Source organism: Coleofasciculus sp. B1-GNL1-01 (assembly GCF_040220235.1).
In the GTDB taxonomy this organism is placed as follows: Bacteria; Cyanobacteriota; Cyanobacteriia; order Cyanobacteriales; family Coleofasciculaceae; genus Coleofasciculus.
Genome location: NZ_JAVJTO010000044.1, coordinates 91,227 through 111,356, shown reverse-complemented (window position 1 = coordinate 111,356; position 20,130 = coordinate 91,227). Strand labels below are relative to the sequence as shown.

Genomic DNA, 20,130 nt, shown 5'->3' with positions numbered 1-20,130 from the left:
TACCATTTATGGATAATTCAACCCCCAAAACTCCCAAACTATTGATCGTTGACGATCAACCTCATAACCTAGGTATTTTGTTTGACTTTTTGACGCGATCTGGCTTCAAAATATTTGTGGCGTTAGATGGTGAAAGTGCCATTCAGCGCACCAAAGTCACTAAGCCTGATCTGATTATTTTAGATGTGATGATGCCAGGAATTGATGGGTTTGAAACCTGTAAACGATTGAAACAAAATCCATCCACTCAAGATATTCCGATCATCTTTATGACGGCACTTTCAGACACAGTCGATAAAGTTCAAGGCTTTAAGCTAGGTGCTGTCGATTATATCACCAAACCCATTCACCAAGAAGAAGTGCTGAGTCGAATTCAGACTCACATCAAGCTATATCATCTGCAAAATCAACTGCAAACTAAAACCGAAGAACTTGCCCACTTAAATCAGAATCTAGAAGAAATTGTTCAAGCTAGAACGCAACAACTCATTGAGCAAGAGAAAACCGCTTTAATCGGACGGCTGACTCAGGGAATCGTGCATAATTTACGAAATCGTATTCAGCTTATTTTATCGTATAAATGTTTGGCTACGGGAGAAATGACCGAAGAAGCGGTTTCTCCAGAAACGACATTCGCTTATATTGAAAAGATGGCGGAAGCAACCTGGGATATGAGTCAAATCCTGGATAATCTCATGCACAAGAGCAAAATGGATCACTCCTTGCAGTTAACTCCGCTGAATATTAATGATATCTTAAAAAAAGAACTCGATTTTTGGCAGGCTAATCTTCAATTTAAACACAAGGTTAAAAAAAAATATGTTTTGGATGAGCATATTCCCTTAATCCCTTTAGTTTATACTGATATCTCCCAAATCTTGGATAATTTAATCGGTAATGCCCTAGATGCTATGTGGGATAAGGACGAACAAACGTTAACAATTATCACCCGGCAGGATGAAAACAATCTTTACATTGATGTCCAAGATACAGGGTGTGGAATAGCCCCAGAAGATCTATCCAAAGTTTTTGATCCATTTTATACCACTAAACCATTGAAGGGTGAGGAAAAACAGCGAAATCAACCCACAGGCACAGGACTGGGTATTTATACTTGCAGGCAGATCTTGAAAGGTTTTGGGGGGGATATCAAAGTAACCAGTGAACTTAACAAAGGAAGTATTTTTACTGTGAGAATACCCAAGCAAAACAATGGATAAAAAAGCAGATAAAGGAAACCTATTAGTTGTTGAAGACAATCCAACCAATCTGAGTTTTCTGTTCACTTACTTGACAAAATCCGGATTCAAGGTACTGGTTGCAACGGATGGAGAAACCGCGATCCAGCGTGTTGAAGCAGCTCAACCTGATCTGATTTTGTTGGATGTGATGATGCCGGGGATTGATGGGTTTGAGGTGTGTAAACGACTTAAAGAAAATCCTTCAATGCGGGATATTCCAGTCATTTTCATGACTGCCCTTTCAGATACTCTTAACAAGGTTCATGGATTTGAGATTGGCGCTGTTGATTATATTACCAAACCGATTCAGCCGGAAGAGGTTGTTAGCCGCATCCAAACTCACCTAACGCTGCGAAATTTGCAAAAGGAACTGCAAGCCAAAAATGAACGCTTATTAAAATCCCAACGGCAAGAGAAGCAGCGAACATTAGAACTTGAAGAGGCATTACACAAGCTGCAACAAACGGAAGTTCAATTAATTCAAGCGGAGAAAATGTCTTCCTTTGGCAAGATAGCGGCAGGTATTGCCCATGAAATTAATAATCCCGTTAATTTTATCTATGGCAACCTGTACCACGCCAATGAATATATTCAAGAACTCTTTGAGTTAATCAAACTTTACCAACAAACCTATACTCATCCAACCGAGCCAATTACTCGCAAAATTCAGGCGATTGAGCTAGATTTTATCCAATCTGATTTACCTAAACTCTTGGACTCAATGCAGGTAGGGGCTGAACGAATTCGCCAAACTGTATCCTTGCTCAAAAATTTCTTCCATTTACATGAAGCTGAGTTGAAGTTCGTCGATATTAATCAAGATATAGATAACACGCTCTTGCTTTTAGAGTATCACTTAGACGCTAAAGCTGGACGAGTAAAAATTAACGTGATCAAAAATTATGGTAGTTTGCCTCTTGTGAAATGTTATGCCAGTGAACTCAATCAAGTATTTATGAATATGCTTACCAATGCTATTGATGCTTTAGATGAGAAGTATGGCAAACTCAATTTAGAGAGTGATATGTGGTCAGTTAGAGGAGATCAGGAAGAAGAGAGAAAATTTGTGCGATCGCCACTCACTCCCGATCACTCCCAAACCCCTACGATTGAGATTAGTACGGAAACTGTAGACGAGGCGAAGGTTATTATCCGCATCGCTGATAACGGATCAGGAATGACAGAGGAGGTAAGTCAGAGGCTATTTGATCCATTCTTTAGCACCAAACCCGTCGGTTCTGGAACAGGTTTAGGATTGACGATTAGTTACCAGATCATCGTGGAAAAGCACCGAGGTCAATTATGGGTCACGAGTGAGAGGGGAAACGGTACAGAGTTTGTGATTGAGATTCCGATTCAATCGTAAAAGGGAACAGGTAGAGGGGGAGCGGGGGAAGCAATAGTTTTAGGTTGGCTTGACAAAGGAAATTTAACTGATTAAACTTCAGGAAAAATTGCCCATTTTCACTAAGGGGCTAAATTTCTAATAAATCTAGCACGGCATTTTTGATTTTTGAAGCATCTTTTATAAATCTACAAAAAGGGATTTGGTAAGTCCATGTTTTATAGAATTCTTCGTTTTTGTGATAGGAATTTGGTAAAAATATATGAGGAATATTTAATAGAGTACAAAGGATATGTCCGTGCAAGCGATTTGTAATTACTAAACGATATTGCTTAAGCTGGTAAATTCCACTATGCACCAATCCCCACGATCGACGATGCATATAAGGATTATACAAAGTACTAATTTTGCTGACATAGGGATGTAAAGTTTGTGCTAGATAACAAGATATTATTTCAGTAGAGTTAGCAGCTTTTTGAGAACCATTTCTTTGAAATAATTCTCTAGTTAAATTCCAGCGGTTACGAAGTGACCAATTTTTAGGACTTCCCTCGTATTTATAAGAAACTCGATCTTCTAAAAGCACCTTACCTTTAAAAGCTTTCCAATCATTGACAACAATATCTGGTATATCGATAAATTGAGATGCATAATCTTGATTTAACTCTTTGTCACTTCTACAAAGATATAAAATGGGTAACTTTGGCTGAGGCGTGAAGGGTAAATTTGGCATATTTGCCATTTGGAAAGCTATATCAGGGCTTTTGAGAATGCGACAATTTCCAAAGTATTGGTTGGCTAAATCATAACTATAATTATCTCGGGCAAATATAGTCAAATTTGGATGAGAATTGAAGATATCTGCTACTTTTTGGGCATTTTCTAAACTTTCAAAATAAATACTTTGTGGTAGTATAAAAATTGGACGGTCTGAGTAGTTAGCAATGATGCGTTCTCGGAACTTCTGATGATATGACCAAATATCACCTAAATTTCCACCACCATGGAGAAGAATCGGAGCTTGACCAATCCGTTTTTCCATCTCTGCTTCGGAAAAATCCGCAGGACTTGAAGCATAATTAATCTTTACCTTTAACACATCAGTCAAGTACAGTACATTTCCCAGCCAGATGGCCTGGTCGCCAGGATTGCGATTGTCAGGATAGTCTAGAAGAGCGCACTGCTCAAATTTGCCTATTTCTCCTAAATTTTTATGAAGAATGTCTCTAATTTTATCCGGAGATGAGATATCCATTTTTCGATTTTTTATAGATTTGCATCCTAGCTTGAACTTTTAGGAACCTCTAGATTGAGATAAAAGTGATCGCACCCTTGTGCGAAACCCAATCTGATTTCTCCACTTCTGCAAACTTTTACGAGTTTCTCTGGTTTGAATTGCCAGAGAGCGTCGTCGTATAAACGATTGCCGAGTCAAGCTTGATGCTTTACACCATCGGTCGTAGGCTGGCACTATTGTATCAATTATTAGCGTACTCCACCGTTTCGTCAACTTTTCAGGGCTAGTTTCCTGAGCGCGAATTCGCCCGTTTTCAACTATTGCTCGACGCAATTTTGGTTCATCACGCAGCCGTTTTAGTGCCGATACCACTTCCTGAATCGAAGTGACCTCTATATAGTCAAGTTCACTTTTTCGTTCAGCTTGAAATGCCGACTCACAACCCAGAATGGCTGGTACACCTGCGTGCCATGCGTTGTATAACTTCGTAGCAGGTTTCCAGGTATAATCCCGTTTGGTGAAACTGCGTACTGCCAGGACTGCATCAACATTGCTATAATCGTGCCAATGCTTGAAATCGCTCACCATATTCCACTGCAAGCCTAGGGTATTAACCTGTTCCCGCCAAGCTGTGCCTTGTAACTCTGGTAATAAGTTCTCTTCAAGTCCAAAAAAGGCAATGTTTTCAAAGTGATTGCCTCGTTCCAGACAGCGTGGAATCAACCCTGGCTGTGGCCAATGTGGCATATAACATATTAGTCCGGGAAGTAAATACTTATCTCCCAGCACCATGAGTTGTGTTAGCAATCCTTGAGGATTTTGCACGATATGAATTTGGGCATAGGGGTGTCTTGCTCGGTCTGCCTGAAAACAAACAATAAGTTGCTTTGAACTCGGCTGTAAATCTGTTGGCAGAGAATCCCAATGAGCTAAAATAATGCCTTCGGTAGGTATAGTACCAACTAACTCACAGGGAAAGCCATCCGCTTTTAGCCTTAAATAAGTTTGTAGAGTCCAGCAGTAAATCCCGCGTCTGAACCCTGACCAATAGCCATCTACCTTTTGTGGCATCTTGTCTTGCCAATCAGACTGAGGCAAATAAAAGTAAATGGGTGGCAGTTTTCTTAGCATAACAAGATCTGGGAGGAGAGGGGACTTTACTCAGCACAAAAATTAGATTTAGATAAAGCTTAAAAAAGCAGTCAATTTTTTACTTATAATTATAACCAGTATTTTATTTAGGTCATAGTTAACCAGCCTGTTCAGGAGATACCAGCCCTTCTGTCAGCCTTCTGAGACCTTACCCAAATGGGATATCACGATTGTCCCCGGTTGACTGGTATCTTATTTTCTTGCCAATCCTTTATCGGGGGAAATCCTCAGCATCAATACAAGTAGCTAGCGCACCCTCTACAGAAAAATCAATTTCGCGACTCAAACCAATTACGCATTCAGAAAAACGCAAGGGTAGAAGACTGCGACGACAGTTTGCCAGCACCGAAACCGGATCAGAACCTTGAGTATGCTGATTAATATCAACAGTACAGCTTGCCAATTCCTTGGGACGCCGGACGCGCATACAAGCGAATAACGCATCATCAGCCGCAATAGGCGTTAACTCTTCGATTTTTAGGACACAGAGAGATAAATCCTTGGGTTCAAGCGCCTCAGCACAAGTTATGGCTGCATTTTCCCTAGAGATACCCGCCCGTAGGAGTTCTGCGGCGCAGATTTGAAACTGATCGACACCAGCACTGACAGGACTAGCAGGAAAGGCTAGGGTAAATAAACTTGCTGTAACGAGCTGACTGGCACAAATTTGCCAAAAATGACCACTGCCAACACGATTTTTCCTGTTCATAAGGGGTTTTCTGGTGAACGATATCCTACGCTAGGATAACCGATTTACAGCCGTTTTCAAGCAGATGGGGGAAAAACACGGGGGAGCTGGGGGAGATGGGGGAGATGGGGGAGATGGGGAAGCAATGTAGAGACGTGCCATGGCGCGTCTGGGAGCTAGGAGAGCATATCATCTCCTAAGAAAGGATAAACCGATAGGAATACCGTTAAAGTAGAGAAATAGGCTTGATCAGGACTTACACGGGAAATGCTGCAAGCAGAACAGGTCTTATACGATCGCTATCACCTTCATCATCCCTTTGGCAATAACCCTGGACGCCAAACCTGGTTGGCGTTTGACCAGTCTGTATCCCCGCCAGAATCGGTGATTGTTAAGCTGTTGGCATTTAACCCTCAGATGCAGTGGGATGAGTTTAAGTTATTTGAACGCGAAGCCCAGGTTCTTCAACAGCTAACTCATCCTCAAATCCCCCGCTATCGGGATTATTTTTCCTTGGATAGCCAGGTTGGAGAGGGTTTGTATTGGTTCGGATTAGTTCAACAATACATTCCGGGGGCTTCCTTACGGCAATTATTGGCTCAAGGTAAACGGTTCACTCAAGAAGAGGTGAAGCGTATTGCTGAGTCAGTATTAGAGATTCTCAGTTATCTGCATGGCTTACAACCGCCAGTGCTACATCGAGATATCAAACCCAGTAACTTAATTTTGGCGGATGATGGGCAAATTTATCTGGTCGATTTTGGGGCAGTGCAAAATCGGGCGGTGACAGAAGGAGTGACCTTTACAGTAGTAGGGACAACTGGCTATACTCCTTTAGAACAGTTTTGGGGAAAGGCTGTACCCGCCTCGGATTTGTATGCTTTAGGCGCAACTCTAATCCATTTACTCACCGGGATTACCCCGGCTGACTTACCCCAACAAGATTTACGGATACAATGGAGCGATCGCGTGTCGGTTGATCCCCAGTTAATTCGTTGGATAAACGTCTTGACTGCACCGGATTTAGACCAACGATTTAGTAGCGCGGCGGAGGCGCGAGAGGCGCTGCATCACCATCGTTATCCCCAGCATTCCCTAACCAAGCGCTCTCAACCTAAAGGTAGCCGTGTTCAGCTTAAGCAATCACCCCAGCAGCTTATCCTGAAAATTCCCCAACCCAAGCGATCGCTCCGGGATATTCTAAAACTAGGGGGGGACTTACTACTCACTGCTTGTTCACTCCCGCTTTTATTACTATTCGGGTTAATCTTTTTAGGCTTAGGTATCGGGCTATTTGCCACCTTATCCAACAATGGCACATTATTTCTTGTCTTACTCCCCCTGGTTGTGTTTATGGGATGGCTCTGGCGGTCTACCAATCAGGAATTAGGTAAAGTCCAAGATGAATTGGACTATAATTTGCGTCATCTGTTCGGAGGTTATTGTCTTTATTTGACTCCAGAACACTTCATTATTGAACGAGAACTCTTGGGATTAACCTATCAGCGTCATATTGGTGAAATTGCTGACATCAAAAGACTCCAGTTAATTCCTTTTACCGAGATACGGTTAGAAACATGGATGATTTGCTATTCCTTTGGGCAAACCTTAACCGAAAACGAGCGGCGCTGGTTAGTTGAGGAAATTCAAGGATGGGTAGAAGGGTAGGAGGGTAGAATGGGAAAAGGGTAGTAAACAAAAAATTATATGGTATTGTAGGGGCGGGTTTAGAGATTTAATTGACGGGTCTACCGATAACTTATCAACAAAACCCGCCCTCTCGTCGTTTATATTTGAAGAAAATGACGAATGGCAAATGAAAAAACAAATGTTAGCCGAACGTTATCAACTCGAAAGAAAACTCGGACAAAATGCGGGGCGTCAAACTTGGTTAGCCCAAGATATTAGCCTGTCACCGCCGCAACCTGTCGTGGTGAAGCTATTAGCGTTTAATCCGCAAATGCATTGGGATGAGTTAAAGCTATTTGAACGAGAAGCGCAAGTGCTTCAGCATCTTAATCATCCCCGAATTCCGGAGTATCGTGATTTCTTCACCATTGAAAAGCAATTCGGAGAGGGATTACCTTGGTTTGGCTTAGTCCAAGATTACATTGCTGGGGACTCTTTACAAACGCTATTGGATCAGGGAAAACGATTCACAGAAGCAGAAGTTTGTCAAATTGCCGAGAGTATTTTAGAAATTCTCATCGATTTGCATGAACTATCGCCCCCTGTATTTCATCGTGATATTAAACCGAGTAATTTAATTTTGAGCCAGGATGGACAGGTTTATCTGGTTGATTTTGGTGCGGTACAAGACCGCGCTACCGCAGAAGGTGTAACCTTTACAGTAGTAGGAACCAGTGGCTATGCACCACCAGAACAACTTTGGGGAAAAGTCGTTCCCGCCTCGGATCTTTACGCATTAGGGGCGACATTAATTCATTTATTAACGGGAATAGCACCTGCTGATTTACCCCAACATCAGATGCGCTTACAATTTAGCGATTATGTCAATCTCACTCCCCATTTTGCACAATGGTTGGAATGTCTGACAGAACCTGCACCAGAACGACGGTTTACGGGGGCGCGTCAAGCGCTATCGGCTTTAAAATCAGGCGGAGACTCCATTAGAAAGTCGGGGCAGTCTGGCGTGCGTTATGATCATCAAGATGGTTTGACCTTTCGCGATCGCGTGCGCTATGGTCGTCTTGCTGGCTTGACCTTCCTTCAGTTTATTGTTGCCAGTATCGCAATCAGCCTGATTGTGCCAAATTTTTTGCATACCCAAAAAACTCCTGAACCGGATGCTAAAGATTATGTAAGTTCGATGAACCGCAGTCAGCAAGCTTACTATTTAAAACATTCAGTTTTTGCCGATTCCCTGTCTCAACTGAATCGAAGTATTCCGAATCAGACGAAGAACTATCGCTATTCCACTCACAATCAAGGTTCTTCTGTTTTTAATTACGCCATTTCCCGTAAAAATAACCGAAAAAGTTATGTAGGAGGAGTTTTTAGCGTCCCTACCACTGATTTGGATATCCATGAAACACCGGGTACTCTGACAACCAGAGAAATTCTATGTGAAGCCAATGTTTCTGGTAAGATAAAACCTCCAGAACCGACCTATTCCCAGGGAAAATTTGCTTGTAGTCGTGGCACTCAACGAGTGTATTAGTCGGTGTGCGATCGCTATCAGTTTAAGCAAAAATTGGGTGACAATCCCTGGCGTCAAATTTGGCTGGCAGATGATATTACCCTATCCCTTCCTCAATCGGTAATTGTGAAACTCTTGACCGTTGGTAAATACCTATGCTATGGATATATCTAGGACTGATCGCCAGTTTGTTTGATTAGAATTGGGTAGTAATGGTAGAGTAGAAATGATAACTCAGTTAATTCAAGCATTTAAACCTAAAGATGCTAAACTCACAGTAAGCACTAGCTTTGACAATAAATATTTAGATTATGGAAAAATATTGCTGCGCTCTATTATAAAAAATTCTCCGCGAGTAAAGGTGATAATTCTAGCTATCAATATAGCAGAGGAGGAATTCCAAGAGTTTAGTAATTGTGACAACATAGAATTTATTTACGAGCAAAGGCAATTCTATCACGCCTATGAACAGCGTTTATATTCTTTAGCAAGAAGAATTTTTTTAATTGATGAACTTAGACAAGATAGTTCGGTGGAAAACTTACTTCAATTAGATTCTGACTTAATTGTATATCAAAATTTAAATAAATTTAGTTGTCTTTTCCAACGGGGAGATTTCTTGATTTTTGCTAGACCGCACATGAGATATGAATTTTTAAGATTGACAATGAATGTATTAGGTTTATCTAATTCTCCAGCAGCTAAAGCTCTAACTCGAGAGTGGGTTAGACAGCTTTGGCGTTTACTTGAGCAGCCACAAGACAGCAAGTATCTTGATCAGCTAACTTTATGGAAAGCTTATGATAAAATTAATCAAGAATATGAAATAAAATTAGTTAATTTAAAATCTCCTTTCATCGGCAGTAAAAGAAATGATATTATCAGGAAATTTACGGCAACAAAAAACGCTAAGGGAAATAAAAAACTATTAAATGAGCTTAATAAATTTGCTAATAATCAGCTTAAAGATGTACCTAGTAATGCTCCAGCACAACCAGAAAGCAAGAATATTTATTTACACAAAGATATATTGAAAGAGCATTTCATAAAAGCGGGATTTACTTCATGATAATCTTTCATAAATTCAATAGTATTTAGCAGTAAATTAGGTTAAAATAAACTTCTCAGAACTTTTGTACTTATAACCAATGCTCAAAAATGAGATCATAATACCCAGCTTGTTCGGGTGGATACCATCCTTGCTCAATCTTCTCTATCAGTTTGGGGAGCGCTGCGATAAATTCGGGTTCTCGATTTTTGGGGTGAACCGTCCAAGCTTGGGGGGAATCCAGAACTGCTCGCACATAGGCGGTTTCTTCCAAGCGTTGTGATACCATAATTTCCCAAGAGTCTAATTTCCCTTTCCCGGTCAAATAATTTAGTTTGGTTTTTATCGAGTTAGGTAATCCATTCAAAGCTTTATTTTTGTAAGATCTCCAGAGAACGGAGAGGGGAAGTAAGCTATCAAAACGTTTGCGATCGCTCAAATAAACACGACTGCTAAAAAACTTAAATTTATAGAACCCCGCCGGATCTCGTTCGTAAGGAACCCGTTGATTAATGTCTCCATCTTCTTTGGGGGGACCAGTTAGGGGTCTAACGGACATCACATCAGGATGGTTTTGCAGTAACTTAATCCCCTCTTCTATCCAACTGTAGTCCGGTTGCTGATGAATCAGCATATCACTATCAAAGTGAACCACATAGTCTCCCGGAACTTCTTCAATGGAGAAAATTGTGCCGAGAATTGGATACCCTTTGTAATTATGACTCGGGCGTATGCGATCGCCAAAATGTTTTTGATAAATCCGTTTCTGATACTCTGGAGAGTAATCAATATCAACAACCTTGTCAACTACACCTGCTGTTAATAGTTGATCACAATAATCCCGGAGTTGTTCCATTGTTCCCACACCCGGACGATTCACTTTGTCACCGGACAAGGGCGCTGTATCTACAGCTAAAAGGCGTTGCGTAAACGGATAATTACACATCCTTACAATATGAGGAATCGTATGCATCATGAAGGGGATGTCAGTTCGCGCCACCATGATGGATAGAGAACAGGTTGCAGATACCATTAATTAATTCGTAGAGACTTATTCTCTATGATAAACCTGAATTTGATAATCTAGCAAAAGGTAGAAGGTAAAAGTAAACGTGAGATGGGCGGATTGAGTCACGTTATCAGTGGGTGGCGCAATGTTAACGCTGTATTCAGATTGGCGATTAATTTTTGAGCCGATCGCGAAAATAGCGGCGATACATCTGACACAAGGGTGTGACAGCGTTTCCCTGAAACTTCACCAGTCCCATACTGCGTAATTTAAACGCAGCGGCGGCTTTAATTTCAACAGGCTGATTCGCCGCCACAACTTGCTGAATCGCTGCCACCAATTCGGCATTTTCTTCTAAATTTAATAAATGGCGACGTAAATGGTCATAGAAGGGTCCTTCTTCCGTCGGCGCAACTTGCAGCAATTTCTCCAATGTCATCTTCCCTCGGGCGATTTGATAAAGTGCGACTCGCACCAGATAGGGATGTCCTCCAGTCATACTCATCAGTTCTTCCACCTGGTTGGGTTGCCAATCTAGAGAATGGCGCTGGACTAAATCCCAGACTTGTACCGGATTCAATTCCGGGAGTTCAATCGGTATGCCAACATTAAAAGGGGATTGATTAATATTCAGGGGAATATAAACTTCTTTAGAATGAACAAACACTAATCGCAGTCGCTGCCAAATTGCCTGGTTCTTCCCCTGCTCATGCCATGCTCGCAACAGTCCAAAAAAGTCTGTGGCGATGTCTGGATATTGGAAAACTTGATCCACTTCATCTAATCCCAATACTAAAGGACGAGTGGTTTGCGATAATAAATAGCGTTGAAAATAATCGGTACATTTATTCTTACTGCCTAAAATTCCTCGCCAATAGGTGTCTAAGCGATCGTCTAAGCCTAAATTCCAGCTCACGCTGGCACAAAACCATTGTAAAAATTGATCTAAACTGGTGAGAAACTCTGCATCAGCCGATTGAAAATTCAGGCAAACGGTGCGATAGCCTTGCTGACTGGCATAGTTGAGAATCCGTGAGAGTAACGAACTTTTGCCCATTTGTCGCGGCGCTTTTACCCGAATTAAAGCACCGGGTTTGAGAATAGCATTATAACAGTCTGATTCTACAGGAGGACGCTCGACGTAAAAGCTAGAATTCAAACTTACCTGTCCTTCGGGTTCATCTAGCGTCTGAGGTGAGGAAAAGGGTAATGTGGGGGTTTGGTGATCAGTGATGGGTGATTGAGGATGAGTGGTGGGGACAACCAGGGTTTGCGGATGAGTAATGGGTTCATCGCCTTGGGTATGGTGGCGGAATTGATCTAGGGCTTGCAGGGCTTCACTGGCGTCTCGATATCGCTGTCGATAGTCATAGCGCACCATCTTATCTAGAATAGCGGCTAAACCGGGATGAATCGTCATGCGATCGCGCAGTAAGGTGCAAGAAAATTCTCCATACTGATCACGAGGGAGTCTCTGAGAGGTTTGCTTACTGGTGGGACTTAATCCAGTTAAGGCTTGCAACACCACCATCCCCACGGCGTAGATATCACTACTAAAATAAGGTTGACCGACTTGTTGTTCGCTGGGCATATAACCGGGAGAACCCACAGCTACAGTGATACTGGTTGCGCCATAAAGGTTAGAGGCGGGCGTACTAACGGCTTTGACCACACCAAAATCAATCAACACAATTTTGCGATCGCGACGACGGCGAATCAAGTTGGCGGGTTTAATGTCGCGGTGAATCACCTGCTGTTGGTGAACAAAGGCTAAGACCTTTAAGATATCGTTAAGCAGTGCGATCGCTTCTGATTCAGTGATTTTTTGACCCAGAGCAAATTCTTGGTTCAGGGGTTGACCCTCGACAAACTCCTGCACCAAGTAAAACTCCTCATCTTGCTCAAAGTGCGCCAGCAATCGGGGGATTTGATCGTGGGTTCCCAAGCGATACAGGGTTTGCGCTTCCCGTTCAAATAAGCGTTTTGCCGTTTCCAGGGCTTGCGGCTGGTTTAGCTGAGGTTTGAGTTGCTTAACCACACACCAGGGATTCCCCGGTAAATGGCTATCTCTAGCCAGAAACGTTTGACCGAAACCGCCACCGCCTAAGTATTTGATGATTTGATAGTGACCCGCCAGGAGTATGTTCATTTTAGTTCTTGGTCATTCGTTGTTGCTAAACTACCGAATTTCTCTGGTTTTTATTAGCACTCAATGGCATCGAGTGCTAATTTCACGACTTACTTTAACTTACCCTCGACCGTTAAATAAAATTTTCATAAAACTGTTCACAATGATAATCTAGAATCAATTTATTTAATTAAAATTGGGGATAACGGCTGTAAAAGTAGAGATTAAATTCCATGAACTATACATTTGATATCCTTGGCGTTTCGCCTATCCTGGACTTTTTTAATCATCAACAGCGGATCGGTGAAAAGGCAACTCCCCCAGGCGTTGAATATTTGGGAACCTATCAATGTACCTTGGATGCCTTCTTAGAATCGGTTGAAACCGTTCCTACTCAGAAGGGATGGAATATGGATAGAGCGGTGGACACCGTGATTCAATTCTGGATGAATCACCCGGATCGGATTCGCTATTGGAAAGATCGTCTAGAGGATGCCGGGAACGCCAGTGTACTGGTGTCACGAATCGCCGATATGCCATCGCTTAAAGCCCAGTTTAACTCGCTGTTCAAGGAAAAGTAAAAGGCAGAAGAGACTGATACCGCGATCGCATCACGTATTCTCTGTAGGGGGAAACCTAAAGCCATTCGATTTTCTGGTTTCCTCTCCTTGCTAATGCCACAAGAAGGGATTATAGGCAAAACCTCCCCCATAAATAGCCTATGCATTTACATCCCGATCAGTTGATTCAGAAGAATCTAGATTGAACTTTAAACTATTTTCCAGATATTCAATCCGTTTTTGCTGATTCGCCAGTTGCTGAGTTTGCTCATTTAATTCTTTCTCTAAGTCTTTGTTGTGTCGCTTCTGATGAGCAAGTTTCCAATTTTGCCGCATCAGGGATGGGACCGATACCAATAATCCCACCACAACGCCAACCCCTAGCGTTAAGACTAGAACTAACGCCAAAGATATCTCGACTCGCCAAATCCCTAAAGTAACGGCGATAGGCACAGCATTTTGCAACGCAAAAATAATTGCTAAGATGGCGATAACAACCGCTAAAATTAAAAATAATCGCATCCGTTGTCAGCTAAAATTTAAATACACAACACAAAGCACTTGATCGAACAGCAAGTCACATTGTCTCAAGAATAGCTCAAGCGAGGTATCTGATGTCCGCAAAAGCCGAAGTTCTCAAGCAAAGCGAACTCCTAAACCGATTAGTCTTAAATCGTCATACCGCTGAAGAAGTCGGTCGAGTGACACAGCTATGGCTTGATTTGCAAGCCCACTGCGTCGTTGGGTTAACCTGCAAGTCCGGGTTTCTCGGCGGCAAAAAACACCACTTTACCTGGGAACAAGTCAATACTATTGGCAGCGATAGCATTCTTGTCAACAGCCTTAAGGAAGAAACCGCCTCGGAAACCACTGAACCCCTCGAGTCTCGCATTGGTGTAGAAGTCTGGACAGATGCTGGAAACCAAGTCGGCAAACTGGTTGATTATATAATTGAACCCCAAACCGGAGCCATCGTGAATTACTTATATTCCTCCAGTGGTTGGCAAGGAATCATTGACGGGATTTATACCCTTGCACCCGCCGCCGTTTCTAGTGTGGGAAAAAAGCGAATTATTGTACTAGAGGCGGCAGTAAAAAACAGTGAGAAATATACCGAAGGCGTCCATGAACGCATGAGTCAAGCCGCAGAATTTATTCGCCGTGACTACAAGAAAACCCTTCAGCATGTAGAATCCCTAAAACAAGGTGTTCCCCAGGTTACAGATAATCTCACCGACCAAGCCAAAGCCGCTGGGGATAAACTCAAAGAACGATTCTCTGAAGGGAAAAATTCGAGTCAAAAAAAGGATGGAGAATGAAATAGTTTTGATCCTTCACGACCTTCGAGGGAACCTGGCGCATGAGTTTTTTAATTTGTAGGGGCGGGTTTCACTATAATCCTTTGTGTTTGACCCTGATGTAACTAAACCCGCCCTTTCCAAGTGAATAATTATTTGACCAATGACCAATAACCAATGACAATTACTGGGGCATAATTTTACCCGTTGAATCAATCTGTAAAGGAGTATTCGGAAAATCACTCTGAGTAAGCTGGCGCATCAGTCGAATCGTGCGCCCTTGGGAATCCGGGTAAGGAATCCCCTGACGATTGAGCAGAATTGGAATAATTTGACCCGAAACCAAATCACCTTGGTTATCCAACTCTACCTCCAATACCAAAGAATACGCCAATTGAGCTTGAGTCGAGAGCGTCCGATATCCCATAAAATTACCTAAAGAATAGGCAATTAACTTCCCTTGATAATGCTCCAAAGCTCTAGGAACATGAGGTCCATGTCCGAGAATTAAATCAGCGCCATGGTCAATCATCGTCCGGGAAAACTTAACCAGATTGCCACGATTTTCGCCAAAAAAATACTCCGTTTGATTGCGAACGTGCATTGCCCCAGTACCTTCTGCCCCTGCATGAACGGAAATAATCACGATATGAGCATTTTGACTGGCTTCTTCCACTAATGCTATAGCGGCAGGCAAATCATTCAACGAATTGTGATAATTAAAATAACTAAAACCAATCCAAGCAATCCATAGATCATTAATGTTAGCATATAAAATCTGATTCTTTTCGCCTAATGCTTTAACTCCAGCCTGTTCCAAATTATTAATAGTATCTGCAAATCCTTGACGTGAGAAATCATAAGAATGGTTGTTGGCAACGCTCATAATATCAAAGCCCACCTCTTTTAACAAAGAGGCATAATCAGGCGGCGTGCGAAAGGCGATAATTAATCCCCCTATCGACTTAGCAGAATAGGGATAATTCGTTAAAGTACTCTCATAATTACCAAATAATAAATCAGCACCTTGCAGGCTGGGTTGAACGGCTTGGAAAAGAACCGCTTTATTGGGATGCAGTTTATTCTGAGGATAATTCGTACCCGGAATAATATCCCCCACGGCTTTAATCTGAACCGTCACATTCGGCGGCGGGGGTTCTGTGGGGATATCCGATTGAGGTTGAATGATTGGTTCTGCTGGGGGTTCAGGATAGCTTTGGACAACACCATAACCCATACCACACAAGAAGCTGACCGTACCCACTGACAGCAACAATGCTCCGCTGCGACGTAATGATATGATAAAGTTCGTCATTCGTCATTTATCGGTCTTGCCGTCAAATGTAACTCCGGGTCTTGGGCTACCCAACCCGCAGGCGCGTTGAAGCGAACTTCAAAATGCAAATGAGGTTGGTCAATGTCTGGACTTCCTGTAGTACCCACCGCCCCTAAGGGTGTTCCCGGTTTGATCCGTTGACCCGTTCTCACCGAAAGACGACTTAAATGAGCATACCGGGTTTGGCGTCCACCTTGGTGATTGATCACAACTAAATTACCATAGGTTCCTTGTTGACCCGCAAAGGCAACTGTACCGGAATCTACCGCTAACACCGTGGTTCCAGGGTCTGCCAATAGATCAATACCACTGTGAAACTGAGTTTGTCCATCGCCATTTTGATGCCAACCGTAATTAAACCCCATGGGCGCTAACTGGGGCAAGGGATAACCAGAAAATCCAGTATAGTTTTCCACAGGCTTGCGATTTGCCAGTACCCAATTCACCCCTGAGACAAAAACAACTCCTGGTGGTTGTAGCACACAGCCATTGACCTCAAATAAAATATCAGCACGGATACCATAAGCCCCAGCTAAGTCTTGCCAGCTAGCCCCCGCCGGAACTTGCACCTGAATTCCATTAAAGGGAGGAATCAGAATCTCTCGACCCACGGGCATGGATTTCCCTGACAAGCTAGGATTGAGTTCTGCTAAGGTTTCTGGGATTAGACTGTATCGTTCAGCAATACTATCTAATGTTTCACCCGGCGCGACTTTGTGTTTCTGCAAGCGCGAAAGGGCAGGTGCTGGACAGGTATTTTCAGACGGTGAGGATGATTGTGCCGTTGCTGGATTGGAGATTGGGGCAACCAGGCAAATCACGGTGGAAAGGATAGGCAGCCAGCGATAGAACGTCATAGTTGAGAAGTGGGAATGACTAATGGTATGTTATTCGGTTTTTGATTATTATGGCTATGATGACTTGCAGTAGCAGAACTAATCGATGATAGCGATTCGCGATCGCCATGATTGACAGCTAGGTTTTTCCATTAAGATTTGTGTAAGTAACTTGACACCAGACGTAGCGTTAATCCTAGTGAAGGAAGGGACGAAGCTCCCTCAGCTTCCCCTGCTCCTTACCCCCCCACAAGACTATTCAATACTTAGACATTGTAGAAGACTAAGCTGTTCGGCATTTAAACCTTAATGTCAATAATGGCGAAAGCCGTGTAGTGCGTTTAGCGAAGCCATGCCGCAGGCTTTGCATCTTGCTCGCTACCCATTCCCAATTTAAATGCATGACAGCTTAAGCCCTCCTACAGGGTACATGTCAACGTTGTAGGTTGGGTTGAGGGACGAAACCCAACAACTTAACGCCAAGGACACAAGATCTGAGTAAGTACCTGGACATAAATTTTGTCCGACTACTTATAACCATTCAAGAGAGATTAAATTGCAGCATAATACTTTGAAGTAATGATAAATAAATAGCTAAGCTTTTATGTTGATTTAGCAATAATATTGACCCGTACCACTTCTCATAAATACACTAAAGAAAAGCGAGGGGTAAAGTAATAGATTGAGCAAAATCAGAGTTTAAGTCTTAACTTTAAGACGCTCTCCTTGTTCTCGACATTCCCTCACTTCCATCATTCGCGCATTGTCGTTCTCCAAATAAAAAAATGACTGCTAAAATGGCAATCCCTGAACAGCCAGTTAACTCCAACTCGGAAACCTGCCATCCGGAAATCACCAGCGAAATTCTCACAGAAGAAAAAAAACAGCCTTGGGTTCAACTCATTTCCACCTTGATCGAGACGATAGAGACTCTCTCTGATCACCTAAACGACCGAGTTACGAACACCAAGCAAATTTTTATCGCGGTTGCTTGGATTATAGCTGCCCTAACCAGTCTCAAGCTAAGTCTGGCTGTCCTGAATGCGATTAATACGATTCCCTTCTTAGGCTTATTCCTAGAGATAATTGGCATTGCTTATGTAAGTTGGTTTATTTGCCGCTATTTGCTCAATGCTGCCCACCGTGAAGACTTAGCTTTACAAGTGAAGTCTTTCAAGGAACAAATTTTTGGCACGACCCCCTAAATAAACCTTTAGTCAACTTTTAAACTCATTCCACATCAAAGACTCAGTGGGATGAGTTTACTATTATCGGAATTATCTGGATATGCATTCGGTGCGCTGGACTAAGAGCAAATCCTAACTGTTCCCTATTCCCTATTCCCTATTCCCTGTTCTCTTGTCCTCACGCTTAAGTTGAATTGTGTCCGACTACGTATGGTATCGTAAAAAAAATAACATCTCAGCGATAATAAATGACAAATAGAGACATTATTGAAATCCTCAAACAGGACTATCAACGCTTTCCCGTTGACCAAACCTACAGCATCTACGCCAACAATGTCTTTTTCAAAGACCCCCTCAACGAGTTCCGGGGACTTGATCGCTACAAACAAATGCTGGGATTCATCCAAACCTGGTTCATCAATCCCCAACTCGACCTACACGACATTTCCCAATCCGGCGATACCATCAAAACGCGCTGGACTTTAAGCTGGACAACACCCCTCCCCTGGAAACCACGAATTTCTATCCCCGGTTGGAGCGAATTACGTCTAAATGCAGATGGACTAATTTCTTCCCATATCGATTATTGGGATATCCCCCGCTTGAATGTTCTCAAGCAACTGTTTCGGTGAAAACCCGATACAGTAAATAAATGTAAAGGTTTCTCAGGTGAGCGAAATTATCTATGCGAGTAATTTTGATGACAGGCAAAGGCGGAGTCGGTAAAACCTCCGTAGCCGCAGCCACAGGTCTGCGTTGTGCCGAATTGGGTTATAAAACCTTAGTGCTGAGTACAGATCCCGCTCATTCCCTCGCTGATAGTTTCGACCTGGAACTCAGTCACGAACCCCGACTCGTTCATCCTAACCTTTGGGGGGCGGAACTGGATGCGCTGATGGAATTGGAAGGAAACTGGGGGGCGGTGAAGCGCTATATTACCCAGGTACTGCAAGCACGGGGACTAGAAGGGGTTCAGGCGGAAGAATTAGCGATTCTTCCGGGAATGGATGAAATTTTCGGTCTGGTGCGGATGAAGCGTCACTATGACGAAGGGGAGTACGAGGTGCTAATTATTGATTCAGCACCCACGGGAACCGCACTGCGGCTTCTCAGCTTACCGGAAGTGGGAGGGTGGTATATGCGTCGCTTTTATAAACCCCTGCAAAAAATGTCCGTGGCGTTGAGACCCCTGGTTGAACCCCTGTTCAAACCCATCGCGGGATTTTCGTTACCTGATAATGAGGTAATGGATGCTCCTTATGAATTCTACGAGCAAATTGAACAGCTTGAAAAGGTTCTTACTGATAACACCAAAACCTCAGTCCGCTTAATCACCAATCCGGAAAAAATGGTGATTAAAGAATCCCTCCGCGCCCACGCCTACCTCAGCTTGTACAATGTTTCCACCGATTTAGTCGTTGCCAATCGGATTATCCCCGACCAAGTAACCGACCCCTTCTTCCAACATTGGAAAGAACATCAGCAAGAATATCGCCAGGAAATCCACCAAAACTTTAGTCCGCTTCCGGTTAAAGAAGTTCCCCTCTTTGCGGAAGAGATGTGCGGACTTGAGGCGCTAGAACGACTCAAGCAAACCTTGTATGCAGACGAAGACCCAACTCAGGTTTACTACCAGGAAAACACAATTCGGGTTGTTCAAAACGAAAACGAGTATAGTTTAGAACTGTATCTACCCGGTATACCGAAAGACCATATCCAATTGAATAAAACAGGCGATGAGCTAAATGTACGGATTGGCAATCACCGCCGCAATCTTGTCCTCCCGCAAGCCTTAGCTGCACTGAAACCTGCTGGTGCCAAGATTGAGGAAGATTATCTCAAGATTCGCTTTGCAGAAACGGCGAAGGTTTAAGGTTTAGAGATGGGGTGAGGGGGTGATGGGGT

19 protein-coding genes are annotated in these 20,130 nt (G+C 42.9%); 11 read left to right on the top strand and 8 right to left on the bottom strand.

All coding sequences use genetic code 11. The features are described 5' to 3' along the window. Positions 1–8: 8 nt before the first annotated feature. The gene (locus tag RID53_RS10270) at positions 9–1,220 is read left to right on the top strand and encodes a hybrid sensor histidine kinase/response regulator (protein WP_446388005.1); all 1,212 of its coding nucleotides are present in this window, start codon (positions 9–11) and stop codon (positions 1,218–1,220) included. After that, on the top strand, positions 1,213–2,607 hold the full coding sequence (locus RID53_RS10265) for a hybrid sensor histidine kinase/response regulator (RefSeq protein ID WP_446388004.1): 1,395 nt from the start codon (positions 1,213–1,215) through the stop codon (positions 2,605–2,607). Before RID53_RS10270 ends, RID53_RS10265 begins: the two co-directional genes overlap by 8 nt. A 109-nt stretch (positions 2,608–2,716) precedes the next feature. On the opposite strand, the gene RID53_RS10260 is transcribed toward RID53_RS10265, so the two are convergent. From RID53_RS10260 to RID53_RS10250, 3 genes are all read right to left on the bottom strand, one after another. Further along, positions 2,717–3,841, bottom strand: coding sequence for a polysaccharide pyruvyl transferase family protein (locus RID53_RS10260; RefSeq protein ID WP_446388003.1), 1,125 nt, complete (start codon positions 3,839–3,841; stop codon positions 2,717–2,719). A 39-nt stretch (positions 3,842–3,880) separates the two neighbouring features. Next, entirely contained in the window at positions 3,881–4,954 is a 1,074-nt protein-coding gene (locus RID53_RS10255; protein WP_446388002.1) for a glycosyltransferase, read from the bottom strand. Positions 4,955–5,186: 232 nt separating this feature from the next. Continuing rightward, positions 5,187–5,684, bottom strand: coding sequence for a hypothetical protein (locus RID53_RS10250; protein WP_446388001.1), 498 nt, complete (start codon positions 5,682–5,684; stop codon positions 5,187–5,189). A 246-nt stretch (positions 5,685–5,930) separates the two neighbouring features. Here RID53_RS10250 and RID53_RS10245 point away from each other — a divergent pair, with 246 nt between their 5' ends. The 4 genes from RID53_RS10245 to RID53_RS10230 all read left to right on the top strand — a co-directional run bounded on the left by RID53_RS10245 (position 5,931) and on the right by RID53_RS10230 (position 9,892). Further along, positions 5,931–7,331 (top strand): serine/threonine protein kinase, encoded by a 1,401-nt coding sequence (locus RID53_RS10245; protein WP_446388000.1) that lies wholly within the window; start codon positions 5,931–5,933, stop codon positions 7,329–7,331. Between the two features lie 148 nt (positions 7,332–7,479). Then, positions 7,480–8,844: a protein kinase domain-containing protein gene (locus tag RID53_RS10240; protein WP_446387999.1), complete on the top strand. Its 1,365-nt coding sequence runs from the start codon at positions 7,480–7,482 to the stop codon at positions 8,842–8,844. 3 nt (positions 8,845–8,847) lie between these two features. After that, positions 8,848–8,997 carry a hypothetical protein gene (locus tag RID53_RS10235; RefSeq protein WP_446387998.1) on the top strand — a complete coding sequence of 50 codons (150 nt, stop codon included), beginning with the start codon at positions 8,848–8,850 and terminating at the stop codon, positions 8,995–8,997. Between the two features lie 52 nt (positions 8,998–9,049). Next, positions 9,050–9,892, top strand: coding sequence for a hypothetical protein (locus tag RID53_RS10230; protein ID WP_446387997.1), 843 nt, complete (start codon positions 9,050–9,052; stop codon positions 9,890–9,892). Between the two features lie 70 nt (positions 9,893–9,962). Here RID53_RS10230 and RID53_RS10225 read toward each other — a convergent pair whose 3' ends face one another. Both RID53_RS10225 and RID53_RS10220 read right to left on the bottom strand, forming a co-directional pair. Continuing rightward, positions 9,963–10,904 (bottom strand): hypothetical protein, encoded by a 942-nt coding sequence (locus tag RID53_RS10225; protein WP_446387996.1) that lies wholly within the window; start codon positions 10,902–10,904, stop codon positions 9,963–9,965. Between the two features lie 148 nt (positions 10,905–11,052). Beyond that, positions 11,053–13,029, bottom strand: coding sequence for an AAA-like domain-containing protein (locus tag RID53_RS10220; protein WP_446387995.1), 1,977 nt, complete (start codon positions 13,027–13,029; stop codon positions 11,053–11,055). 212 nt (positions 13,030–13,241) lie between these two features. Here RID53_RS10220 and RID53_RS10215 point away from each other — a divergent pair, with 212 nt between their 5' ends. Next, positions 13,242–13,589, top strand: coding sequence for a hypothetical protein (locus tag RID53_RS10215; protein WP_446373108.1), 348 nt, complete (start codon positions 13,242–13,244; stop codon positions 13,587–13,589). A 138-nt stretch (positions 13,590–13,727) separates the two neighbouring features. Here the strand turns inward: RID53_RS10215 and RID53_RS10210 are convergent, their stop codons facing one another. Then, a complete protein-coding gene (locus RID53_RS10210) occupies positions 13,728–14,090 on the bottom strand; it encodes a lipopolysaccharide assembly protein LapA domain-containing protein (protein ID WP_446387994.1) in 363 nt (120 codons plus the stop codon). A 92-nt stretch (positions 14,091–14,182) separates the two neighbouring features. Between RID53_RS10210 and RID53_RS10205 the strand changes: the two genes are divergently transcribed. Continuing rightward, entirely contained in the window at positions 14,183–14,887 is a 705-nt protein-coding gene (locus RID53_RS10205) for a PRC-barrel domain-containing protein (RefSeq protein WP_446387993.1), read from the top strand. Between the two features lie 163 nt (positions 14,888–15,050). Here the strand turns inward: RID53_RS10205 and RID53_RS10200 are convergent, their stop codons facing one another. Together RID53_RS10200 and RID53_RS10195 are read right to left on the bottom strand one after the other, a co-directional pair. Next, the gene (locus tag RID53_RS10200) at positions 15,051–16,181 is read right to left on the bottom strand and encodes a CapA family protein (RefSeq protein ID WP_446387992.1); all 1,131 of its coding nucleotides are present in this window, start codon (positions 16,179–16,181) and stop codon (positions 15,051–15,053) included. Beyond that, positions 16,178–17,059, bottom strand: coding sequence for a LysM peptidoglycan-binding domain-containing M23 family metallopeptidase (locus RID53_RS10195; protein ID WP_446387991.1), 882 nt, complete (start codon positions 17,057–17,059; stop codon positions 16,178–16,180). The genes RID53_RS10200 and RID53_RS10195 overlap by 4 nt, the downstream gene beginning before the upstream one ends. 764 nt (positions 17,060–17,823) lie before the next feature. Between RID53_RS10195 and RID53_RS10190 the strand changes: the two genes are divergently transcribed. The 3 genes from RID53_RS10190 to RID53_RS10180 all read left to right on the top strand — a co-directional run bounded on the left by RID53_RS10190 (position 17,824) and on the right by RID53_RS10180 (position 20,098). Beyond that, complete coding sequence (locus RID53_RS10190) at positions 17,824–18,243, top strand: CAAD domain-containing protein (protein WP_446387990.1); 420 nt, start codon at positions 17,824–17,826, stop codon at positions 18,241–18,243. A 230-nt stretch (positions 18,244–18,473) separates the two neighbouring features. Further along, positions 18,474–18,857 (top strand): DUF2358 domain-containing protein, encoded by a 384-nt coding sequence (locus RID53_RS10185; RefSeq protein WP_446387989.1) that lies wholly within the window; start codon positions 18,474–18,476, stop codon positions 18,855–18,857. 53 nt (positions 18,858–18,910) lie between these two features. After that, the gene (locus tag RID53_RS10180; protein WP_446387988.1) at positions 18,911–20,098 is read left to right on the top strand and encodes a TRC40/GET3/ArsA family transport-energizing ATPase; all 1,188 of its coding nucleotides are present in this window, start codon (positions 18,911–18,913) and stop codon (positions 20,096–20,098) included. Positions 20,099–20,130 lie beyond the last annotated feature (32 nt).